Here is a 19,105-nt window from a genome sequence, read left to right as displayed (position 1 = left end):
TCAGGAATCCTTCTTCTTGGCGGGGCGGCCGGGCTTGATCACCTGCCGTCCGCGCGCGATGGCCAGCGCTTCCGCCGGCACGTCCTCGGTGATGACGGAGCCCGCCGCCGTGACGGCGCGCGCGCCCACGCGCACGGGTGCCACCAGCGCGGTGTCGGAGCCGATGAAGGCCCCTTCCCCGATCTCCGTGCGGTGCTTGGCCACGCCGTCGTAGTTGCAGGTGATGGTCCCGGCGCCGATGTTCGCGCCCGCGCCCACCATGGCGTCGCCGATGTAGCTCAGGTGGTTGGCCTTGGCGCCGGCGCCCAGCGTGGTCGCCTTCAGCTCGACGAAATTGCCGACATGCGCCGCGGCGCCGACCTGCGTGCCCGGGCGCAGCCGGGCATAGGGGCCGATGACGGCGCCCGGCCCCACGGCGCAGGCTTCGAGGTGCGAGAAGGCGCGGATCGTCGCGCCGTCCTCCACCATCACGCCGGGGGCGAAGACCACGTGCGGCTCCACCAGCACGTCGCGGCCCAGCCGGGTGTCCCAGGAGAGGTGGACGCTGTCGGGCATCACCAGTGTGGCGCCGCCCTCCATGGCGGCGCGGCGCAGGCGGGCCTGGATCTCGGCCTCGGCCACCGCCAGCTCGGCGCGGCTGTTGATGCCGCGCAGCTCGGCCTCCGGCGCCTCCACGGCGCGCACGCGCAGGCCCTCTGCATCCGCCTGGGCCACCACGTCGGTCAGGTAGTATTCGTTCTGGCGGTTGGCGTTGCCCAGGGCGCCGAGCCAGCGGAACAGGTGGCGCGCCTCGGCGCAGACCACGCCGGCGTTGCACAGGCCGATGGCGCGCTCCGCCTCCGTGGCGTCGGCGTGCTCGACGATGCGGCGCACCTGCGGGCCCTCCGTCACCACGCGGCCGTAGCGGCCGGGCTCGGCCGGGCGCATGGCCAGCAGCACCAGCTCCGCCTCGGCGCGGGCCGCCAGCAGGCGGCGCAGCGTCGCCTCGGTGACCAGGGGGTTGTCGCCGTACAGCACCGCGACGTCGCCTGCGAAGCCGGCCAGCGCGGCCTCGGCCTGGCGGGCGGCGTGGCCGGTGCCCAGGCGCTCGGCCTGCACCACGGCGGCGTGCGGCGCCACCGCGCGCTCCAGCGCCGCCATGCCGGGGCCGACCACCACCACGATGCGGTCGAACACCGCCTCGGCCGCCGCCAGCAGGTGGCGGATCATCGGCCGGCCGGCCAGGGCGTGCATCACCTTCGGCTGGCCGGACTTCATGCGGGTGCCCTGACCGGCGGCGAGGATGATGGCGGCGCGCATGCCCATGTTCCTATGGGCCATGCCGCGCCGCCGCAAGCCAGGGCAATCCCGACGCTTTCTTGCCGGGCGTTTCCGGGCTAGCGGGGCCCATGCGCCTCGCGATCTTCGACCTGGACGGCACGCTGGTCCATTCGGCCCCCGACATCGCCGCCGCGCTGAACCGGCGCATGGCCGCCGCCGGCCTGGCGCCTTTCGCCCTGCCGGAAGTGGAGCGCATGATCGGCGACGGCGCCAAGGTGCTGCTGGACAAGGCCTGCGCCGCCCGCGGCGTGGCGGTGCCGGAGGACGCCCTGCCCGCCCTGCTGGCCGATCTGGAGGCGAACAGCGCCATCCTCACCGCTCCCTACCCCGGCATCCCCGCGGCGCTGGATGCGCTGGCGGCGGCGGGCTGGCGGCTGGCGGTCTGCACCAACAAGCCCATCGCCGCCACCCGCGCCCTGCTGGCGGCGCTGGGGCTGGAGGGGCGCTTCGCCGCCGTGCTGGGCGGCGACAGCCTGCCGGTACGCAAGCCCGACCCCGGCCATGTGCGCGGGGTGCTGGCGGCGCTGGGCTGCGAGCCCGCCGATGCGGTGATGATCGGCGACCACCAGAACGACATCCGCGCCGGGCGCGGTGCCGGGGTGCGCACGGTGTTCGCCGGCTGGGGCTATGGCACGGGCGAGGGCGCGGATGCGGTGGCGGGTGAGCCGGCGGCGCTGCCCCGGGCGCTGGCGGGCGGCTGAGCCGCGCCGGGCCGGTGCCCGGAGGCCAGACGCTGCCAGGCGGCTGGTGGACCCGGAACTGGCGCCCGACGACCGGACGCATCCCTGCGGCTGCTTCACCCCCGGCTCCTTCCCGCCGCTCAGACGCTCAGATACGCCGCCCGCGCCCGCGCATCCGCCATCAGCGCCGCCATGGTGCCTTCCCAGCGGATGGCGCCCTTCTCCAGCACCAGGGCGCGGTCGCTCACCAGCCGGGCGAAATGGAGGTTCTGCTCGCTCAGCAGGATGGACAGGCCCTCGCGCTTCAGCCGCGCGATGGCCTCGGCCATGCGCTCGATGATGACCGGCGCCAGCCCCTCGCTCGGCTCGTCCAGCAGGATCAGGCGCGGGTTGCCCATCAGGGTGCGGGCGATGGTGAGCATCTGCTGCTCGCCGCCGCTCATCCGCCCGCCGGGGCGGTCCATCATGGCGCCCAGCGCCGGAAAGAGGTCCGCCACCTTCGCCGCGGTCCAGCCGGTGCCGCGGCGGCCGGCCTCCAGGTTCTCGCGCACCGTGAGGTCGGTGAAGATGCGCCGCTCCTCCGGCACGTAGCCCAGGCCCAGCCGCGCCACCTCGAAGGGCTCGCGCCCCGCCACCTCCCGGTCCAGGAAGCGCACGGAGCCGGAGGTGGGCGGCACCAGCCCCATCACCGCCTTCATCGTCGTGCTCTTGCCGGCGCCGTTGCGGCCCAGCAGCGCCACCACCTCGCCCGCGCCCACCGTGAAGGAGACGCCCTGCAGGATGTGCGCGCGGCCGTAATGCGCGTGCAGGTCGCGCACCGCCAGCATCTCAGTGGTCATGCGTGGCGCCCGTGCCGAGATACACCTCGCGCACCCGCGGGTCGGCGCGCACGGCGGCGGGCGCGCCCTCGGCGATGGGGGTGCCGCGGTCCAGCACCAGGATGCGGTCGGCGTGGCGGAACACCACGTCCATGTCGTGCTCGGTGAACAGCACGGCGATGCCGCCCGCGCGCGCGATGCCGGCGGTGAGTTCCATCAGGGCCACGCGCTCGGCCGGGGCCATGCCGGCGGTCGGCTCGTCCATCAGCAGCAGCGATGGCGCATTGGCCAGCGCGATGGCGAGTTCCACCCGCTTGAGGTCGCCATAGGCCAGCACGCCGCAGGGCCGCGCGGCCTGCCCGGCCATGCCCACGCGCTCCAGCAGGGCGAGGGCCTCCGCCGGGTCCTCCCGCGACACCGGGCGCCACAGGTCCAGCAGGCGACGGCGGTGGGAGAGCAGCGCCATCTGCACGTTTTCCAGCACGCTCATGGAGCCGAAGGTGGCGGTGATCTGGAAGGTGCGGCCCACCCCCAGCCGCCAGATGCGCCGCGGCGGCAGGCCGGTGATGTCCTGCCCGTTCAGCCGCACCGTGCCGCCATCCGGGCGGATCTGCCCGTTGAGCATGTTGAAGCAGGTGGACTTGCCCGCGCCATTGGGGCCGATCAGCGCCAGCAGCTCCCCGGCGGCGACGCGCAGGGACACGCCCTTCACGGCCTGCACGCCGCCGAAGGACTTGCGCAGCCCTTCCACCTCCAGCGTCACGCGCGCCTCCGAAACGCGCCGGCCAGGCCTTGCGGGAAGAACAGCACCAGCGCGAGGATGACGCCGCCCAGGATGAGGCGCCACAGCTCGAACAGGCGCATCAGCTGCTCATGCACCCAGGTATAGGCCAGGGCGCCGACCACGGGGCCGGACAGCGTCTGCACGCCGCCCAGCAGCACCATCAGCAGCGCGTCCACGCTGCGCGGGATGGCGAGCATGGTGGGGAAGACCGAGCCCTTGGAATAGGCGAACAACCCGCCCGCCACGCCCGCCATCACCGCGGCCAGCACGAAGGCGGCCCAGCGGATGCGGAAGCCGTCCATGCCGATGGCCTCCGCCCGCAGCGGCGAGTCCCGCCCGGCGCGCAGCGCGAAGCCGAAGGGCGCGAAGATGGCCCGGCGCAGCAGGAACGCGCCGGCCGCGCACAGCAGCAGCGTGAGGTAGTAGAAGGCGAGCTTCCCCTGCGCCCAAGGCGAGGGCCAGACGCCCAGGATGCCGTTGTCGCCGCCCGTCACCTCCACCCACTGGAAGGCGGCGGACCAGGCGATCTGCGCGAAGGCCAGGGTGAGCATCGCGGCATATACGCCCGAGAGGCGCACGCAGAACCAGCCGAACACCACGCCCGCCAGCCCGGCGGCGATGGGGGCGATGGCCAGCCCGGCCTCCATCGGCGCGCCCAGGTGCTTGGCCAGCAGCGCCGCGCCATAGGCGCCCAGGCCGAAATAGGCGGCATGCCCGAAGGAGGCCATGCCGCCCGGCCCCATGATGAAGTGCAACGAGGCGGCGAACAGCACCATGATCGCCATCTCGGTCAGCACGATCAGGGTGAAGTCGCCGGCGAAGGGCGGCAGCAGCACCGCGCCGGCCAGCAGCGCCAGCCAGAGCGGGCGGGACCACGCGGGCGGCGCCTCCAGCGGCGGTTGGGGGCCGTGGGCGGCGTGCTGGGTGGAGGGCGCCTTCCCCAGCAGCCCGTGCGGGCGCACCACCAGCACCACCGCCATCACCAGGAAGGCCAGCACCAGGGTGATCTTGGGGAACACCAGGATGCCGAAGGCCTGCAGCAGCCCGATCAGCAGCGCCGCCAGGAAGGCGCCGCCCAGGCTGCCCAGCCCGCCCACCACCACCACCACGAAGGCCTCGGTGATGATGGCGAGGTCCATCTGCAGGTTCACGCTCTCGCGCGGCAATTGCAGCGCCCCGCCGAGGCCCGCCAGCACCGAGCCCAGGAAGAACACCGTGGTGAACAGGCCGCGCTGGTTGACGCCCAGCGCGCCCACCATCTCGCGGTCTGCCGTCGCCGCGCGCACCAGGATGCCCCAGCGGGTGCGGTGGAACAGCAGCCACAGCAGCGCCAGCACCGCCGGGCCGACGGCGATCAGGAACAGGTCATACAGCGGGAAGCGCACGCCCAGCACCTCGGTGGCGCCGCGCAGGCCGGGGGCGCGCGGCCCCAGCAGGTCCTGCGGGCCCCAGAGCTTGAGCGCCACGTCCTGCACGATGAGCACGACGCCGAAGGTGGCGAGCAGCTGGAACAGTTCCGGCGCCTTGTAGATGCGGCGGAGCACCAGGATTTCGATGAGCACGCCGATGAGGCCGACGATGAGCGCCGCCCCCAGCACGCCGCCCCAGAAGCCCAGGTGGCCGCGCGGCAGCGCCGTCACCAGCGTCCAGGCCAGGTAGGCGCCCAGCATGTAGAGGGAGCCATGCGCGAAGTTGACGATGCGGGTGACGCCGAAGATCACCGTCAGCCCCGAGGCCACCAGGAACAGCGAGGAGGCCGAGGCGAGGCCGGACAGGCCCTGGACGAGGAGGTTCTCCAGCAAGGCTAGGTTTGCGGCCTCAGCGTGCGCACCACGTCATCGGGCGGCAGGTAGCTGCGGCCATCGGCGTAGCGCCAGTCCACCATGGTGCCGCGGCCGTTGCGCAGCGCGGTGCGGCCGACATAGGCGCCCAGGGTGGATTGGTGGTCGATGGCGCGGAACTCGACCTCCGCCTCGCCGAAGGCGGTGGGGAAGCGCAGGCCGCGCATCGCCTCCACCATGCGCTCGGTGTCGGTGCCGCCCGCGCGGCGCAGCATGGCGGCGATGGCGGTGACGGTGTCGTAGGCCACCACGGAGCCCAGCTTCGGCGGCTCGCGGAAGCGCGCCTGGTAGGCGCTGCGGAAGCGGCGGTGGCCTTCGGTGTTCAGCTCCTGCCAGGGGTAGCCGGTGACGATCCAGTTCTCCGGCGCCTCGTCGCCCAGCGGGTCGAGGTATTCGGGCTCGCCGGTGAGGACGGAAACGACGCGGCGCCGCTCGAACAGCCCGCGCGTGGAGCCCTGGCGGACGAAGTTGGTCAGGTCGGCGCCGAAGGTGACGTTGAAGATGCCTTCGGGGTTGGCACCGGCCAGCGCCTGCACCGTGGCGCCGGCGTCAATGCGGCCCAGCGCGGGGAACTGCTCGGCCACGAACTGCACGTCGGGCTTGGCGCGGGAGAGCAGCTCCTTGAACCAGCGCACGGAGGATTGGCCGTATTCGTAGTTGGGCGCCACCGTGGCCCAGCGGCGGATCGGCAGCTTGGCCGCCTCCTCCACCAGCATGGCGCACTGCATGTAGGTGGAGGGGCGCAGGCGGAAGGTGAAGCGGTTGCCGCGCGACCAGACCAGCGCGTCGGTCAGCGGCTCGCTGGCCACGAAGAGGCGGCGGTTCTGGTTGGCGAAGTCGCTGACCGCCAGGCCGACATTGCTCAGGAAGCCGCCGGACAGCAGGTGCACGCGCTCGTTGTTCAGCAGCTCGCCGGCGTGGCGCACCGCGTCCTCCGGCCGGCCGGCATCGTCGCGGAACACCGTCTCGATCCGGCGGCCGTTGATGCCGCCGGCGGCGTTGACCTCCTCCTGCGCCAGGGTCCAGGCGTTGCGATACGGGGCAAGGAAGGCGGGCTGCGAGGAGTAGGAGTTGATCTCGCCGATGCGGATGGGGCCTTCGCCCTGCGCGTGAACGGCGGGGGCGGCCAGCACCGCCCCACCCGCCAGGATCGCCCCACGCCGCCCGATCGCCATCGCCGTCATGCCCCGGAATGTGAGGCGACAGCAAAGCAAGCGCGGCGGCGCGCCGCAATGGGCTTCATGCAGCCGATTCACGCTGCAGGGCTGTGCCCTGCGGCGATCGGGCGCGGGGTCACGCCGCGATCAGCCCGCCCATGTCGGCCAGCTGGCGCAGGTGGAAGTCGGTGTCGCCGAAGGTGGCCTCGTTCACCGTCAGCCGCTTGAAGTAGTGGCCGGCGGCGTATTCCATCGTCATGGCGATGCCGCCATGCAGCTGGATGGACAGCTGCCCCACCAGCCGCGACGCCCGGCCGGTCTGCACCTTCACCGCGTGCATGTCGCGCCGCCGCTCCGCCGCATCCTCGCCGCGGCTGGCCATGGCGGCGAAGAAGGCCATGGAGCGCGCCTGCTCGATCGCCACCAGCATGTCCGCCGCCTTGTGCTGCAAGGCCTGGAAGGAGCCGATCGGCTTGCCGAACTGGGTGCGGGTCTTCATGTAGTCCACGGTCATCGCCTGGGCCACGTCCATGGCGCCCACCGCCTCGGCGGCCAGGGCCGCGATGGCCTCGTCCACCACGCGGTCCACCAGGGGCAGCGCGTCCTCGCCCAGGCAGTGGCTGGCGCGGGCGTTGTCGAAGGCCACCTCCGCCGCGCGCTGGCCGTCCACGGTGCGGAAGCCCTGCACCTGCGCCTGGTCCTTGGGCACCAGGAAGACGCCCACCCCGCCGCGGTCGCGCCGCGAACCGCCGGTGCGGGCGGTGACGATGAAGTGGTCGGCCGTGTCGCCGTGCCACACCATGCCCTTGCGGCCGGTGATGGCCCAGCCGCTGCCGTCGCGCTTGGCCACGGTCTGGACGTCATGCAGGGAATAGCGGCTGTCGCGCTCCACCTGCGCGAAGGCCAGCAGGCACTCGCCCCCGGCGATGGCCGGCACCAGCTCGCCGCGCAGGGCGGCACCGGCGCCGTGGCGCAGGAAGCCGCCGCCCAGCACCAGGGTGGCGAACCAGGGCTCCAGCGTCAGGGCGCGGCCCATCTGCTCGGCGAGGATCAGCATCTCCTCCGCGCCGCCGCCGAAGCCGCCATCCTCCTCGGCGAAGGGCAGGCCCAGCAGGCCGAGCTCGGCGTATTGCGCCCAGAGCTCGCGGCTCCAGCCCGTCTCGCTGGCCATGTAGCTCTTGCGCTGCTCGAAGCCGTAGCGGTCGGCCAGCGTGCGGCGGATGGAGTCCTGGAGCAGGGTCTGCTCCTCGTTCAGGTCGAAATCCATGGTGCGTCAGAGTCCCAGGAAGGCCTTGGCCATGATGTTGCGCTGGATCTCGTTGGACCCGCCGTAGATGCTCTGCTTGCGCCAGTTGAAGTAGATGCCCGCCAGGCCGAAGGCCCAGTCCGGCGCCACGTCCCAGTCGTTGCTGCCTTCCGCCTCGGGGTCGCCATCCACCCAGGCATAGGGGCCGGCGGCCTTCATCAGCAGCTCGCTGACGCCCTGCTGGATCTCGGTGCCCTTGATCTTCAGCACGCTGGTCGCGGGGTCGGGCTTGCCGGAGCCGGCGCGCTTGGTCTCGTTGGCGATGACGCGCATCACCGTCATCTCCAGCGCCTTCAGCTCCACCTCCATCTCCGTCACCTGGCGGCGGAACTCGGGATCCTCGATCAGCGGGCGGCCGCCATCCTCCGTCTCGCGCGCCAGGGTCTTGAGGCGGCGGATGCGCTCGCGCGAGGCGCCGACGCGGGCCTGGCCGAAGCGCTCGTTGCCCAGCAGGAACTTGGCGCAGTCCCAGCCCTTGTCCACCTCGCCCACCAGGTTCTCCGCCGGCACGCGCACCTCGTCGAACCACACCTCGTTCACCTCGTGCCCGCCCTCGATGGTGATGATCGGGCGCACGGTGATGCCGGGCGTGTTCATGTCCACCAGGAAGAAGGAGATGCCCTCCTGCTTCTTCGCCTCCGGGTTGGTGCGGGCGAGGACGAAGATCCAGTCGGCGTATTGCGCCAGCGTCGTCCAGGTCTTCTGGCCGGTGATGACCCATTCGTCGCCGTCACGCACCGCCCTGGTCTTGAGGCCGGCGAGATCGGAGCCGGCACCGGGCTCGCTGAAGCCCTGGCACCACCAGTCGTCCAGGTTTCGCATGCGCGGCAGGAAGCGCTGCTTCTGCGCCTCCGTGCCGAACTGGATGATCACGGGGCCGCACATGTTGATGTTGAAGCCCAGCGGCGAGGGCGCGGGCCACATCTGCAGCTCTTCGCGGAAGATGTACTTCTGCGCCGGCGTCCAGCCGGGCCCGCCATGCTCCACCGGCCATTCGGGGGCGGCCCAGCCGCGGGCGTTCAGCTTGCGCTGCCAGTCCACCACCATCTGCTTGGTGGGGGACTTGCCGGCGATCATGTGGTCGCGCACCTCCTGCGGCAGCTCGGCGGCGAGGAAGTCGCGCACCTCCTGGCGGAAGGCGCGCTCGGCGTCGGTGAACTTCAGCTCCATTGGATCGTCTCCCTGCTGACGGCGATGGGTGCCGGGCGTCGCCGCCCGGCGATCGCGGTCACGCGGCCTTCTTCTGCGCCATCGCGGCGAAGGTGCCGCCCTCGGCGGCCAGTTTCTCGATCAGCGCGGCGGGCTTGAGGTTGGCGTCGCCCGTCGCCGCGGCGTAGTGGGCCAGCTTGTCGCGCACCGCCTTCAGCCCCATCCGGTCGGCCCAGAACATCGGCCCGCCGCGGAAGGCGGGCCAGCCGAAGCCGTTGCAGAACACCACGTCGATGTCCACGGCGCGCGAGGCGATGCCTTCCTCCAGGATGCGCGCGCCCTCGTTCACCATGGGCAGCAGCATGCGCTCCAGGATCTCCGCGTCCTCGATCCTGCGGCGCGTCACCTGGTGCTGGGCGCTGGCCTCCTCGATCAGCGCCGTCACCTCGGGGTCGGGGTGGCGCTGGCGCTTCTCGTCGTACAGGTACCAGCCCTTGCCGGTCTTCTGGCCGAAGCGACCCTTGGCGACGATGGCATCGGCGATCGGCGCCACGGTGCCGCGCGCCTTGCGGACGGCGGCGCCGATGTCGAGGCCGGCGAGGTCGCCGGTCGCGCAGGGCCCCATGGCCATGCCATAGGCCTCCATCACCCGGTCCACATCCTGCGGCAGGGCACCTTCCAGCAACAGGCGCTCCAGCTGGAAGCCGCGCTTGCCGGTCATGCGGTTGCCCACGAAGCCGTCGCAATTGCCGACGACGACGTTCACCTTGCCGATGCGCTTGCCCACATCCATCGCGGTGGCGATCGCCTCCCACGACGATGCCTGGCCGCGCACGATCTCCAGCAGCTTCATCACGTTGGCGGGCGAGAAGAAATGCATCCCCACCACCAGCTCCGGCCGCTTGGTGGCGCTGGCGATGGCGTCGATGTCCAGGGTGGAGGTGTTGGAGGCCAGCACCACGCCCGGCCGCGCCAGCGCGTCCAGCTTGGCGAAGATCTCCTTCTTCACCGCCATATCCTCGAACACCGCCTCCACGACGATGTCGGCCTCCTTCACCGCGTCCCAGTCGGTGGTGCCGGAAAGGGCGGCGCGGCGCTTCGCGTATTCCTCGGCGGAAAGCTTGCCGGAGGCCACGGTGCGCTCCCAGTTCGCTTCGCACTTCTTCAGGCCGCGGGCCAGCGCCGCCTCGTCCTGCTCCAGCACCGTCACCGGGATGCCGGCATTGGCGAAGCACATGGCGATGCCGCCGCCCATGGTGCCGGCGCCGATCACCACCGCGCGCTTCACCGGCAGGGGCAGGGTGTCGGCGGGCATGCCGGGCACGCGGGCCGCCTCGCGCTCGCCGAAGAAGACGTGGCGCAGGGCGTGGCTCTGCTCGCCGGCCACCAGGCGCTGGAACTGCTCGCGCTCGACGATCAGCCCGTCCTCGAAGGATTGCGTCAGGGCGGCGCGCACCGCCACGGCGCAGCCCTTGGGGCTTTCCTGCCCGCGGCTGCGCTTCAGCAGGGCGGCGGCCGCGGCGTCGAAGGCGGCCATGTCGGCGCCCTGGATGCGGTCCTCGCGCTTGCGGGCCAGGGTGAAGCTGCGGCCGGCGTTCTCGCGCGCCCAGGCGATGGCCGCCTGCTCCAGCTTGCCGTCCAGCACCGCGTCCACGAAGCCCAGGCGCTGGGCCTCGGCCGCGGAAACCGGCTCGCCGGTCACGATCATCCGCAGCGCCGCCTCGCCGCCGATCAGGCGCGGCAGGCGCTGGGTGCCGCCGGCGCCGGGCACGAAGCCGCGCTTGACCTCGGGCAGGCCCAGCGTGGCGGTGGGCGCGGCCACCCGCGCGTGGCAGGCCAGCGCCAGCTCCAGCCCGCCGCCCAGCGCCGAGCCGTGGATGGCGGCGATCACCGGCACGCGCGAGGTCTCGATGGCGTCGAACACCTCGGGCAGCGAGGGCGGCTGGCGGGGCTTGCTGAACTCGGTCATCTCCGCCCCGGCGGAGAACATGCGCCCCGCGCCGATGAGCACGATGGCGCGCGCGCCTTCCTTCAGGCAGGCGGCGATGCCCGCGTGCAGCCCGGCGCGCACCCCGGTGCGCAGCGTGTTGACCGGCGGGTTGGCGATGCGCAGCACGTGGATGTCGCCATCCCGTGCGTGCTCGACGAAGCTTTCCTCCACGGCCGGATCCCTCCTTGGATTTTGGGAGGGAGCATCCCGCCGCAGGGCAGCCCCGTCAATCCACGTCCAGCGCGTACCCGGCCGAGCGCACGGTGCGGACCAGGTCCGCCTCCCCCTCGCCGTTGATGGCCTTGCGCAGGCGGCGGATGTGCACGTCCACCGTGCGCAGCTCGACGTGGATGTCGCGGCCCCACACCGCGTCCAGCAGCTGCTCGCGCGAGAAGACGCGGCGCGGGTGGGACAGGAAGTGCTCCAGCAGGCGGTACTCGGTGGGGCCCAGGTGGATGGGCCGGCCCTCGCGCGTCACCCGGTGGGCGTCCTGGTCCATGGACAGGCCGCCGAAGGCCAGCGTCCCCTTGGCGGCGACGGTGGCGGAGCGGCGCAGCAGGGCGCGGATGCGCGCCAGCAGCGCGTCCACCGCGAAGGGCTTGGCGATGTAGTCGTCCGCGCCGGTGTCCAGGGCGCGCACCGCGTCGGCGTCCTCCGTGCGGGCGGTGACCATGATCACCGGCAGGTCGCGCGTGGCGGGGCGGCGGCGGATCTGGCGGCACACCTCGATGCCGGACAGCGAGGGCAGCATCCAGTCCAGCAGCACGAGGTCGGGCCGGTTCTCGGCGATGCGCAGCAGGGCTTCCTGCCCGTCCGTCGCCTCCTCGACCTGGAAGCCCTGCTTCTCCAGGTTGTAGCGCAGCAGCGTCAGCAGCGCCGCCTCGTCCTCGACGACCAGGATGGAGGGGCTCATCGCGCACCCGCCACGGCGGAATGGGAGTTGTCGCCCTTGGGCCGCTCCTCGCCCGGCATCTCGCCCAGCACGGCGTAGTGCACGCGCTCGGCGATGTTGGTGGCGTGGTCGCCGATGCGCTCCATGTTCTTGGCGATGAACAGCAGGTGGGTGGCCGCGGTGATGTTGCGCGGGTCCTCCATCATGAAGGTCAGCAGCTCGCGGAAGATGCCGTTGTAGATGCCGTCGATGGGCTCGTCGTTGCGCCACACCGCGTCGGCCTTGGCGGCGTCGTCGCCCACCAGCGCGTCGATGGCGCCCTGCAGGTTCTCCTGCACCAGCTCGGCCATGCGCTCGAAGCCGTTGAGGCTGCCGGTCAGCGCCTGCTGGGAGACGACGATGGCCCGCTTGGCGCCGTTGCGGGCGTAGTCGCCGATGCGCTCCAGGTCCTGCGAGATCTTCATGCAGGCGACGATCAGGCGCAGGTCCTGCGCCATCGGCTGGCGCAGCGCCAGCAGGCGGACGCAGAACTGCTCCACCTCGCGCTCCATGGCGTCGAGCTGGACGTCGCGCTGCACCACCTCGGCGGCGAGGTCGGTGTCGCGGCGCACAAGCGCCTCGGCGCTGTCGGCCACCTGGCGCTCGGCCAGGCCGCCCATGCGCGCGATCATCTCGCGCAGGCGCTTCAGCTCGCCCTCGTACGACTTAACGATGTGGCCCGGGGTGTCCTGCGGCATGGCGTGCTCCCTCAGCCGAACCGGCCGGTGATGTATTCCTGGGTCTTGGGGTGCCTGGGCGCGGTGAACATCTGCGCCGCCGGCGCCACCTCGATCAGCTCGCCCAGGTAGAAGAAGGCCACCTGGTCGGCGCAGCGGGCGGCCTGCTGCATGTTGTGGGTGACGATGACGATGGTGAAGTCGCGCTTCAGCTCGTCGATCAGCTCCTCGATCTTGAGCGTGGAGATGGGGTCGAGCGCGCTGGTCGGCTCGTCCAGCAGGATCACCTCCGGGCGCACGGCGATGGAGCGGGCGATGCACAGGCGCTGCTGCTGCCCGCCCGACAGCCCCATGGCGGAGGTGTGCAGGCGGTCCTTCACCTCGTTCCAGATGGCGGCGCGCGACAGCGCCCATTCCACGCGCTCGTCCATCTGCGCCTTGGAGAGCTTCTCGTGCAGGCGCACGCCGAAGGCGATGTTCTCGTGGATGGTCATCGGGAAGGGGGTGGGCTTCTGGAACACCATGCCGATGCGCGCGCGCAGGTCGTTGATGTCCACCTCCGGGCCGATGAGGTTGCGCCCGTCCATCATCACCTCGCCCTCCGCCCGCTGGCCGGGGTAGAGGGAGTACATGCGGTTCAGCACCCGTAGCAGCGTGGACTTGCCGCAGCCCGAGGGGCCGATCATGCCGGTCACCCGCCGGTCAGGCACCTCCAGGCTGATGCCCTTCAGCGCCTTGGGCATGCCAGGGCCGTAGAAGAAGTCGAGGTTGCGGATGGAGATGCGCGAGGGCGCGGCGCCGCGGTCGGGCCGGGTCTCGATGCCGCTCATGCTCGCGGTGGTGGCGTCGTTCATCGGCTCTCAGCCCTTCTTGCGCAGCAGCACGCGCGCGAGGATGTTGATCAGCAGCACGCCCGCCGTCACCAGCAGCGCGCCGGTCCAGGCGATGGCGATCAGGTCGGGGAAGCCGCTGTTGGCCTGCTGGTAGATGGCGATGGGCAGCGAGGCCATGGCCCGGCCCAGGTCGTTGGACAGCACGCCGTTGCCGAAGGAGGTGAGCAGCAGCGGCGCCGTCTCGCCCGCGATGCGCGCGAAGGCCAGCAGCACCCCGGTGACGATGCCCGACAGCGCGGCGCGCCAGGCCACCAGGGTGATCATCTTCCACTTGGGCGCGCCCAGCGCCACCACCGCCTCGCGCAGGGTGTTGGGCAGCAGGCTCAGCATGTCCTCCGTGGTGCGGACCACCACGGGGATGACGATGACCGCCAGCGCCAGCACGCCGGCCAGCCCGCTGAAGCCGCCCATCGGCAGCACCACCAGCTGGTAGATGAACAGGCCGATCAGGATGGAGGGGGCGGAGAGCAGCACGTCGGACACGAAGCGCACCGCCTGGCCGAGCGCGGAGTTGCGCGCGTACTCGCTGAGGTAGGTGCCCACCAGCAGGCCGATCGGCGTGCCGATGGCGGTGGCCAGCGCCGTCTGCATCAGCGTGCCCAGGATGGCGTGGCGCAGCCCGCCGCGGGGCAGCGTGTCGTCGCCATAGGTCGTGGGCTCGAAGTCGCGGGTGAAGATCAGCCCGTCGAGCGCCGGCAGGCCGCGCCACAGCAGCGTGAGCAGGATGGAGGCGAGGAAGGCCAGGCCCAGCAGCGTGGCGGCCAGGCAGAGCCAGCGGATCAGCGCGTCCTTGCGGCGCCGCCGCCGGCCCAGGGCGTGGGCCGTCTCGGCGCTGCGCGCGGGCGCGGCGGGGATGGTGGTGGCGCTCATCACTTCAGCCTCGACCGCAGGAGGTAGCGCGACAGCGCGAGCACGCAGAAGGAGATGACGAAGAGCAGGAAGCCCAGCGCCAGCAGCGAGGACTGCTTGAGGCTGCCCATCAGCGATTCCGGGAACTCCATCGCCACCACGGAGGCGATGGTGGTCGAGGGGTCGAACAGCGAGGTGGCCAGGCGGTTGGCGTTGCCGATGACGAAGGTCACCGCCATCGTCTCGCCCAAGGCGCGGCCGAGGCCCAGCATGATGCCCCCCACCACCGAGACGCGGGTGTAGGGCACCACCACGCCGGTCATCACCTCCCACCGCGTGGCGCCCAGGCCGTAGGCGCTTTCCTTGAACACCGGCGGCACCTGCTCGAACACGTCGCGCATGGTGGCGGCGATGAAGGGCAGGATCATGATGGCCAGCACCAGCGAGGCGGCGAAGACCGAGGTGCCGGCGAAGTTGTTGCTCTCGAACAGGAAGCCCACCAGGGGCAGCGCGCCCAGCGTCTCGCCGAAGGGCAGCTGGATGTGGCGCTGGATCAGCGGCACCAGCACGAACAGGCCCCACATGCCGAAGATGATGGAGGGGATGGCCGCCAGCAGCTCCACCGCCGTGCCCAGCGGGCGGCGCATCCAGGGCGGCGCCAGCTCGGTCAGGGTGAAGGCGATGCCGAAGGCCAGCGGCACCGCGAACAGGATGGCCAGCACGGCGGTGACCAGGGTGCCCATCACCGGCACCAGCGCGCCGTAGCGCTCCCGCCCCTCGACCGGGTTCCATTCGGCGGACCACAGGAACTGGATGCCGAATTCCCGGAAGGCCGGCAGGCCGCCGATGAACAGCGTCAGGATGATGGCGCCCAGGATGCCCAGCACCAGCAGCCCGGCGCCGCGGCACAGCCATTCGAAGACGCGGTCCCCGGTGGGGGAGACGCGCCGGCGGGAAGTTGCCGCCGGCATGGTGGTGGATGACAAGCCCTGCACTCCCCCGGGGTGGTCGCGGCGGCGGGATGGCCCGCCGCCACGCGGAACGTCAAGCGTTCCAGATCGCCGCGCCGGCCGGCGTGCGCACCTGCGCCCAGGCGCCGCGCACCGCATTCTGCACCGCATCCGGGACCGGGATGTATTCCAGGCGGCGGGCGGCGTCGGCGCCGTTGCGGAAGGCCCAGTCGAAGAAGCGCATGGTGGTGCGCGACGCCTCCACCCGCTCCGCCACCGGGTTGGTCGGCAGCAGGATGAAGGTGGGCGAGACGATGGGCCACACGTCGGCGCCCGGCAGGTCCACCAGGTCGGCGGCGAAGCCCGGGCGCGTCCAGTCGGCGGCGCGGGCCGCGGCCTCGAAGGCCGGCATGGTCGGCGTGACGAAGGCGCCGGCCTTGTTGCGCAGCTGCGTGGTGATGAGGCGGTTCACCGTGGCGTAGGCGTTCTCGGTGTAGCCGATGGCGCCCGGGGTGTTGCGCACGGCATTCGCCACGCCCTCGTTGCCGCGGGCGCCATTGCCCACCGGCCACTGCACGGAGGTGGCGGCGCCGGGGCCGTTCTTCCACGCCTCCGACACGCGGGACAGGTAGGTGGTGAAGACGAAGGTGGTGCCCGAGGCATCGGCGCGATAGGCGGGCGAGACCGGCAGGTTGGGCAGGCGGAGGTCGCGGTTCAGCTCGGCCAGCTTGGCGTCGTTCCAGCGGGTGATGCGGCCGGCGAAGATGTCCGCCACCACCTCGGGCGTCAGCTTCAGCGCGTTGTCCGCCACGCCCGGCAGGTTCACGATCAGCACGACCGAGCCCATGACGGTGGGGAACTGCAGCAGGTTGCGCTCGCGCAGCTGCGCCTCGGGCAGCGGGGCGTCGGTGGCGCCGAAATCCACCGTGCGGTTGGTGATCTGGTTGATGCCGCCGCCGGAGCCGATGCTCTGGTAGTTGAGCTGGATGCCCTCGGCGCGGGCGGCCTGGCCCCAGCGCTCATAGACCGGGCGGGGGAAGGAGGCGCCGGCACCGGTGATGGTGACGCCCTGGGCGCGCGCGGCGGGCGCGAAGGGCAGCAGGGCGGTGGCGGCGAGCAGGGTACGGCGGTTCACGGAAGACCTCTCCGGCAGGGTTGCGGCGGGAGGTAGGCCGCGGTCGCGACCCCCGTGTTGCAGTTCAGTGACCGTTCCGTGACATCAATGGCTCCAGACCACGCAGCCCGACAGGCGCTCCTTCACCGTGGCGCGCAGGGCGGGCGGCAGGTCGGGGCGGCGGGACAGGCGCTCCAGCGCCTCCTTCGCCAGGGCAGGCAGCAGGGCGGACAGCAGCGGGGCCGGCAGGCCGGGCCGGGCGCAGATGGCCTCCCCCAGCCAGGGCACGGCGCGGGCGCGGGCGGCCAGGGAATGCAGCATCTCCGGCGTCAGCTGGGCGGTGCCGTTACGCAGCAGCGCGGCCACCGGGGCGGGCTCGCCGCAGCGCACCAGGGCGCGGGCGATCCGGGCGGGCAGGTGCAGGCGTCGCGCCACCGCCTCGCGGGTCGCGGGGCCGGGGGGGTCCTCCACCAGGGATTCCAGGTCCTCCTCCGTCAGGGCGCGCGACAGGCGGATCAGCGGCTCGCACACCTCCAGCGCGGTGTCGCGGGCCAGCAGCAGCACCAGCTCGCGCGGGGCGTCGGGCAGGTCGGCCAGGACGTCGGCCAGGGCGGCGCGCACGCAGGCTTCGACGTCCTGGGCCAGCAGCAGCAGGGCGTCGCGCGCCAGGCGGCCGCGGCGGGGGGCGCCCTCCGTTTCGTCGGCCAGCAATTCGGGCGCGCGGGCGGCCAGCTTGCGGGCCAGCGGGGCGCGGATGCCGGCATCGGCGTCCTGCGCCAGCAGGCGGTCGGCATGGGGCGGGGCGCCGGCGTTCTCCGCCACCGCGCGGCGCACCCCGGCATCGGCGTCGGCGGCCAGCAGCACCAGGATCTCCGGCTTCTGGCCGGGCAGGGCGGCGATGGCGCGGCGCTCCTCCACCGTGCCGTGGAAGGCGGCGCGGGTGGGTTCGGGGTGCGGGGGGGGCATGCGCCGCACCATGGCGGCGGCGGGGTTAAGCCCCGCTGAATCAGCGCGTGCGGACGGGCGCGCTGGTGCTGGCGGGGGCGGACACCCCGGGGGCGGTGCCGGCGCCGCCGCCCGCCGCGCCGCCATTGGCCACGGCGGCGGCGGTGGCCGCGCCGGCGGCGGCCAGCAGCGGCAGGCCGATCAGGGCGGGCACGGCGAGGTTCTGCACCGTCACGTCGCCGCCGGACGGGGCGCGGGCGACCCGCCCGCCTTCCCGCCCCTGGCGGGTCAGCCGCGGGCGGGTGGCGGCGACCATGGGCGGGGCGGCGGCGCCGCGGGCCGGGACGGCGACCGCGGCCTCGGCGGGCACCACCACCACGCGCTGCTGGGCCTGCGCCGGCAGGACGACCATGGCGAGCAGGAGAGCAGCGATGCAACGCATGCGTGCATCTAGCCGGGACGGCGGGCGCGAATCAAGGGCGCGGAAGGGGGTGTCCTGGTCGTGCCGTGCCCCGGCGTCATCCGCGCCGGGGAGATGCCGCGCATGGGTTCCCCGCCCGCCTCAGCCCCGCAGCAGGTGGCGGGCGGTGATCACGCGCATGATCTCGTTGGTGCCCTCCAGGATGCGGTGCACCCGCAGGTCGCGCACGATCTTCTCCACCCCGTAGTCGTGCAGGTAGCCGTAGCCGCCCAGCAGCTGCAGCGCCTCGTCGGCGATGCGCGAGCCGGCGTCGGTGACGAAGCGCTTGGCCATGGCGCAGAAGGCGGTGGCGTCGGGGGCGCGCGAGTCCAGCTTGGCGCAGGCGCGCCACAGGAAGGCGCGGGCGGCCTCCAGTTCCGTCGCCATCTCGGCCAGGCGGAACTGGGTGGACTGGAAATCGGCCACGGGGCGGCCGAAGGCCCGGCGCTCCTTCACGTAGGCCAGGGCGATGTCCAGCGCCGCCTGCGCGCCGCCCAGGCTGCACGCGGCGATGTTCAGCCGCCCGCCATCCAGCCCGGCCATGGCGTAGCGGAAGCCCTGGCCTTCCTCGCCCAGCAGGGCGTCGGCGGGGATGCGGCAGCCCTCGAACACCACCTGCCGGGTGGGCTGGGCGTTCCAGCCCATCTTCTTCTCGTTCAGGCCGAAGGAGAGGCCGGGCGTCCCCTTCTCCACCAGCACGGCGGAGATGCCGTCCGCCCCCACGCCGCCGGTGCGCACCATGGTGAGGTAGAGGTCCGACGCCCCCGCGCCGGAGATGAACTGCTTGGCGCCGTCCAGCACCCAGCCCGCGTTGTCGCGCGCCGCGCGGGTGGACAGCGCCACGGCGTCGGAGCCCGAGCCGGGCTCGGTGAGGCAGTAGGAGGCGATGCGCTCCATGGTCAGCAGCGTCGGCAACTGGGCGGCGCGCTGCGCGTCGCTGCCCCAGCGGTCCACCATCCAGGCCACCATGTTGTGGATGCTCAGGAAGGCGCTGATGGCGGGGCAGCCGGTGGCCAGCGCCTCGAACACCACCGCGGCGTCCAGCCGGGTCAGGCCGGCGCCGCCGGATTCCTCGCGCACGTAGAGGCCGGCCATGCCCAGCGCCGCGGCCTCGCGCAGCACGTCCAGGGGGAAGTGGCGCTCCTCGTCCCAGCGCAGGGCGTGGGGGGCGATGCGCTCCTTCGCGAAGTCCAGCGCCACGCCCTGCAGGGCGCGCGTCGCCTCGGGCAGCTCGAACATGC

Annotated in this window: 18 protein-coding genes; 1 reads left to right on the top strand and 17 read right to left on the bottom strand. The window is 72.6% G+C overall.

The window, feature by feature from the left end; genetic code table 11:
• Window positions 1-1,299, bottom strand: coding sequence for a bifunctional UDP-N-acetylglucosamine diphosphorylase/glucosamine-1-phosphate N-acetyltransferase GlmU (gene glmU, locus ACI6QG_RS13500; RefSeq protein WP_407025092.1), 1,299 nt, complete (start codon window positions 1,297-1,299; stop codon window positions 1-3).
• An 89-nt stretch (window positions 1,300-1,388) separates the two neighbouring features.
• Here glmU and ACI6QG_RS13495 point away from each other — a divergent pair, with 89 nt between their 5' ends.
• Window positions 1,389-2,021 (top strand): HAD-IA family hydrolase, encoded by a 633-nt coding sequence (locus ACI6QG_RS13495; protein WP_407025091.1) that lies wholly within the window; start codon window positions 1,389-1,391, stop codon window positions 2,019-2,021.
• Between the two features lie 119 nt (window positions 2,022-2,140).
• Here ACI6QG_RS13495 and ACI6QG_RS13490 read toward each other — a convergent pair whose 3' ends face one another.
• The 16 genes from ACI6QG_RS13490 to ACI6QG_RS13415 all read right to left on the bottom strand — a co-directional run bounded on the left by ACI6QG_RS13490 (window position 2,141) and on the right by ACI6QG_RS13415 (window position 19,103).
• A complete protein-coding gene (locus ACI6QG_RS13490; RefSeq protein ID WP_491630735.1) occupies window positions 2,141-2,839 on the bottom strand; it encodes an ABC transporter ATP-binding protein in 699 nt (232 codons plus the stop codon).
• Complete coding sequence (locus ACI6QG_RS13485) at window positions 2,829-3,581, bottom strand: ABC transporter ATP-binding protein (RefSeq protein ID WP_407025090.1); 753 nt, start codon at window positions 3,579-3,581, stop codon at window positions 2,829-2,831. The genes ACI6QG_RS13490 and ACI6QG_RS13485 overlap by 11 nt, the downstream gene beginning before the upstream one ends.
• A complete protein-coding gene (locus tag ACI6QG_RS13480) occupies window positions 3,578-5,404 on the bottom strand; it encodes an ABC transporter permease (protein WP_491630734.1) in 1,827 nt (608 codons plus the stop codon). Before ACI6QG_RS13480 ends, ACI6QG_RS13485 begins: the two co-directional genes overlap by 4 nt.
• Window positions 5,405-5,406: 2 nt before the next feature.
• On the bottom strand, window positions 5,407-6,627 hold the full coding sequence (locus ACI6QG_RS13475; RefSeq protein WP_407025089.1) for an ABC transporter substrate-binding protein: 1,221 nt from the start codon (window positions 6,625-6,627) through the stop codon (window positions 5,407-5,409).
• Between the two features lie 109 nt (window positions 6,628-6,736).
• Complete coding sequence (locus ACI6QG_RS13470) at window positions 6,737-7,867, bottom strand: acyl-CoA dehydrogenase family protein (RefSeq protein ID WP_407025088.1); 1,131 nt, start codon at window positions 7,865-7,867, stop codon at window positions 6,737-6,739.
• A gap of 6 nt (window positions 7,868-7,873) precedes the next feature.
• Window positions 7,874-9,076 carry an acyl-CoA dehydrogenase family protein gene (locus tag ACI6QG_RS13465; protein ID WP_407025087.1) on the bottom strand — a complete coding sequence of 401 codons (1,203 nt, stop codon included), beginning with the start codon at window positions 9,074-9,076 and terminating at the stop codon, window positions 7,874-7,876.
• A gap of 58 nt (window positions 9,077-9,134) precedes the next feature.
• Complete coding sequence (locus tag ACI6QG_RS13460; protein WP_407025086.1) at window positions 9,135-11,216, bottom strand: 3-hydroxyacyl-CoA dehydrogenase NAD-binding domain-containing protein; 2,082 nt, start codon at window positions 11,214-11,216, stop codon at window positions 9,135-9,137.
• A gap of 55 nt (window positions 11,217-11,271) precedes the next feature.
• Window positions 11,272-11,958, bottom strand: coding sequence for a phosphate regulon transcriptional regulator PhoB (gene phoB, locus ACI6QG_RS13455; protein ID WP_407025085.1), 687 nt, complete (start codon window positions 11,956-11,958; stop codon window positions 11,272-11,274).
• Entirely contained in the window at window positions 11,955-12,674 is a 720-nt protein-coding gene (gene phoU, locus ACI6QG_RS13450) for a phosphate signaling complex protein PhoU (RefSeq protein ID WP_407025084.1), read from the bottom strand. Before phoU ends, phoB begins: the two co-directional genes overlap by 4 nt.
• Window positions 12,675-12,685: 11 nt before the next feature.
• Window positions 12,686-13,483, bottom strand: coding sequence for a phosphate ABC transporter ATP-binding protein PstB (gene pstB, locus ACI6QG_RS13445; RefSeq protein ID WP_407025137.1), 798 nt, complete (start codon window positions 13,481-13,483; stop codon window positions 12,686-12,688).
• 30 nt (window positions 13,484-13,513) lie between these two features.
• Window positions 13,514-14,416, bottom strand: coding sequence for a phosphate ABC transporter permease PstA (gene pstA, locus ACI6QG_RS13440; protein ID WP_407025083.1), 903 nt, complete (start codon window positions 14,414-14,416; stop codon window positions 13,514-13,516).
• Entirely contained in the window at window positions 14,416-15,366 is a 951-nt protein-coding gene (gene pstC, locus ACI6QG_RS13435; RefSeq protein WP_407025136.1) for a phosphate ABC transporter permease subunit PstC, read from the bottom strand. The genes pstA and pstC overlap by 1 nt, the downstream gene beginning before the upstream one ends.
• A 73-nt stretch (window positions 15,367-15,439) precedes the next feature.
• Window positions 15,440-16,480: a phosphate ABC transporter substrate-binding protein PstS gene (pstS, locus tag ACI6QG_RS13430; RefSeq protein ID WP_407025082.1), complete on the bottom strand. Its 1,041-nt coding sequence runs from the start codon at window positions 16,478-16,480 to the stop codon at window positions 15,440-15,442.
• A gap of 84 nt (window positions 16,481-16,564) precedes the next feature.
• Window positions 16,565-17,425 (bottom strand): DUF2336 domain-containing protein, encoded by an 861-nt coding sequence (locus ACI6QG_RS13425; protein ID WP_407025081.1) that lies wholly within the window; start codon window positions 17,423-17,425, stop codon window positions 16,565-16,567.
• A 40-nt stretch (window positions 17,426-17,465) separates the two neighbouring features.
• Window positions 17,466-17,816, bottom strand: coding sequence for a hypothetical protein (locus ACI6QG_RS13420; protein ID WP_407025080.1), 351 nt, complete (start codon window positions 17,814-17,816; stop codon window positions 17,466-17,468).
• Between the two features lie 150 nt (window positions 17,817-17,966).
• Window positions 17,967-19,103 carry an acyl-CoA dehydrogenase family protein gene (locus ACI6QG_RS13415; protein WP_407025079.1) on the bottom strand — a complete coding sequence of 379 codons (1,137 nt, stop codon included), beginning with the start codon at window positions 19,101-19,103 and terminating at the stop codon, window positions 17,967-17,969.
• Window positions 19,104-19,105: the final 2 nt, after the last annotated feature.

The sequence above is a fragment of the Sabulicella flocculans genome, from assembly GCF_045449635.1.
GTDB lineage: Bacteria > Pseudomonadota > Alphaproteobacteria > Acetobacterales > Acetobacteraceae > Roseococcus.
This window is presented reverse-complemented; position numbering and strand designations above follow the sequence as displayed.

Bases quoted from the DNA above. Each gene is read 5' to 3' on its own strand.
- glmU (WP_407025092.1), bottom strand. From the start codon at position 1,299: ATGCGCGCCGCCATCATCCTCGCCGCCGGTCAGGGCACCCGCATGAAG.
- phoB (WP_407025085.1), bottom strand. From the start codon at position 11,958: ATGAGCCCCTCCATCCTGGTCGTCGAGGACGAGGCGGCGCTGCTGACG.
- ACI6QG_RS13470 (WP_407025088.1), bottom strand. From the start codon at position 7,867: ATGGATTTCGACCTGAACGAGGAGCAGACCCTGCTCCAGGACTCCATC.
- ACI6QG_RS13475 (WP_407025089.1), bottom strand. From the start codon at position 6,627: ATGACGGCGATGGCGATCGGGCGGCGTGGGGCGATCCTGGCGGGTGGG.
- pstC (WP_407025136.1), bottom strand. From the start codon at position 15,366: ATGCCGGCGGCAACTTCCCGCCGGCGCGTCTCCCCCACCGGGGACCGC.
- phoU (WP_407025084.1), bottom strand. From the start codon at position 12,674: ATGCCGCAGGACACCCCGGGCCACATCGTTAAGTCGTACGAGGGCGAG.
- pstB (WP_407025137.1), bottom strand. From the start codon at position 13,483: ATGAGCGGCATCGAGACCCGGCCCGACCGCGGCGCCGCGCCCTCGCGC.
- ACI6QG_RS13465 (WP_407025087.1), bottom strand. From the start codon at position 9,076: ATGGAGCTGAAGTTCACCGACGCCGAGCGCGCCTTCCGCCAGGAGGTG.
- ACI6QG_RS13495 (WP_407025091.1), top strand. From the start codon at position 1,389: ATGCGCCTCGCGATCTTCGACCTGGACGGCACGCTGGTCCATTCGGCC.
- ACI6QG_RS13420 (WP_407025080.1), bottom strand. From the start codon at position 17,816: ATGGTCGTCCTGCCGGCGCAGGCCCAGCAGCGCGTGGTGGTGGTGCCC.
- pstA (WP_407025083.1), bottom strand. From the start codon at position 14,416: ATGAGCGCCACCACCATCCCCGCCGCGCCCGCGCGCAGCGCCGAGACG.
- ACI6QG_RS13425 (WP_407025081.1), bottom strand. From the start codon at position 17,425: ATGCCCCCCCCGCACCCCGAACCCACCCGCGCCGCCTTCCACGGCACG.
- ACI6QG_RS13490 (WP_491630735.1), bottom strand. From the start codon at position 2,839: ATGACCACTGAGATGCTGGCGGTGCGCGACCTGCACGCGCATTACGGC.
- ACI6QG_RS13415 (WP_407025079.1), bottom strand. From the start codon at position 19,103: ATGTTCGAGCTGCCCGAGGCGACGCGCGCCCTGCAGGGCGTGGCGCTG.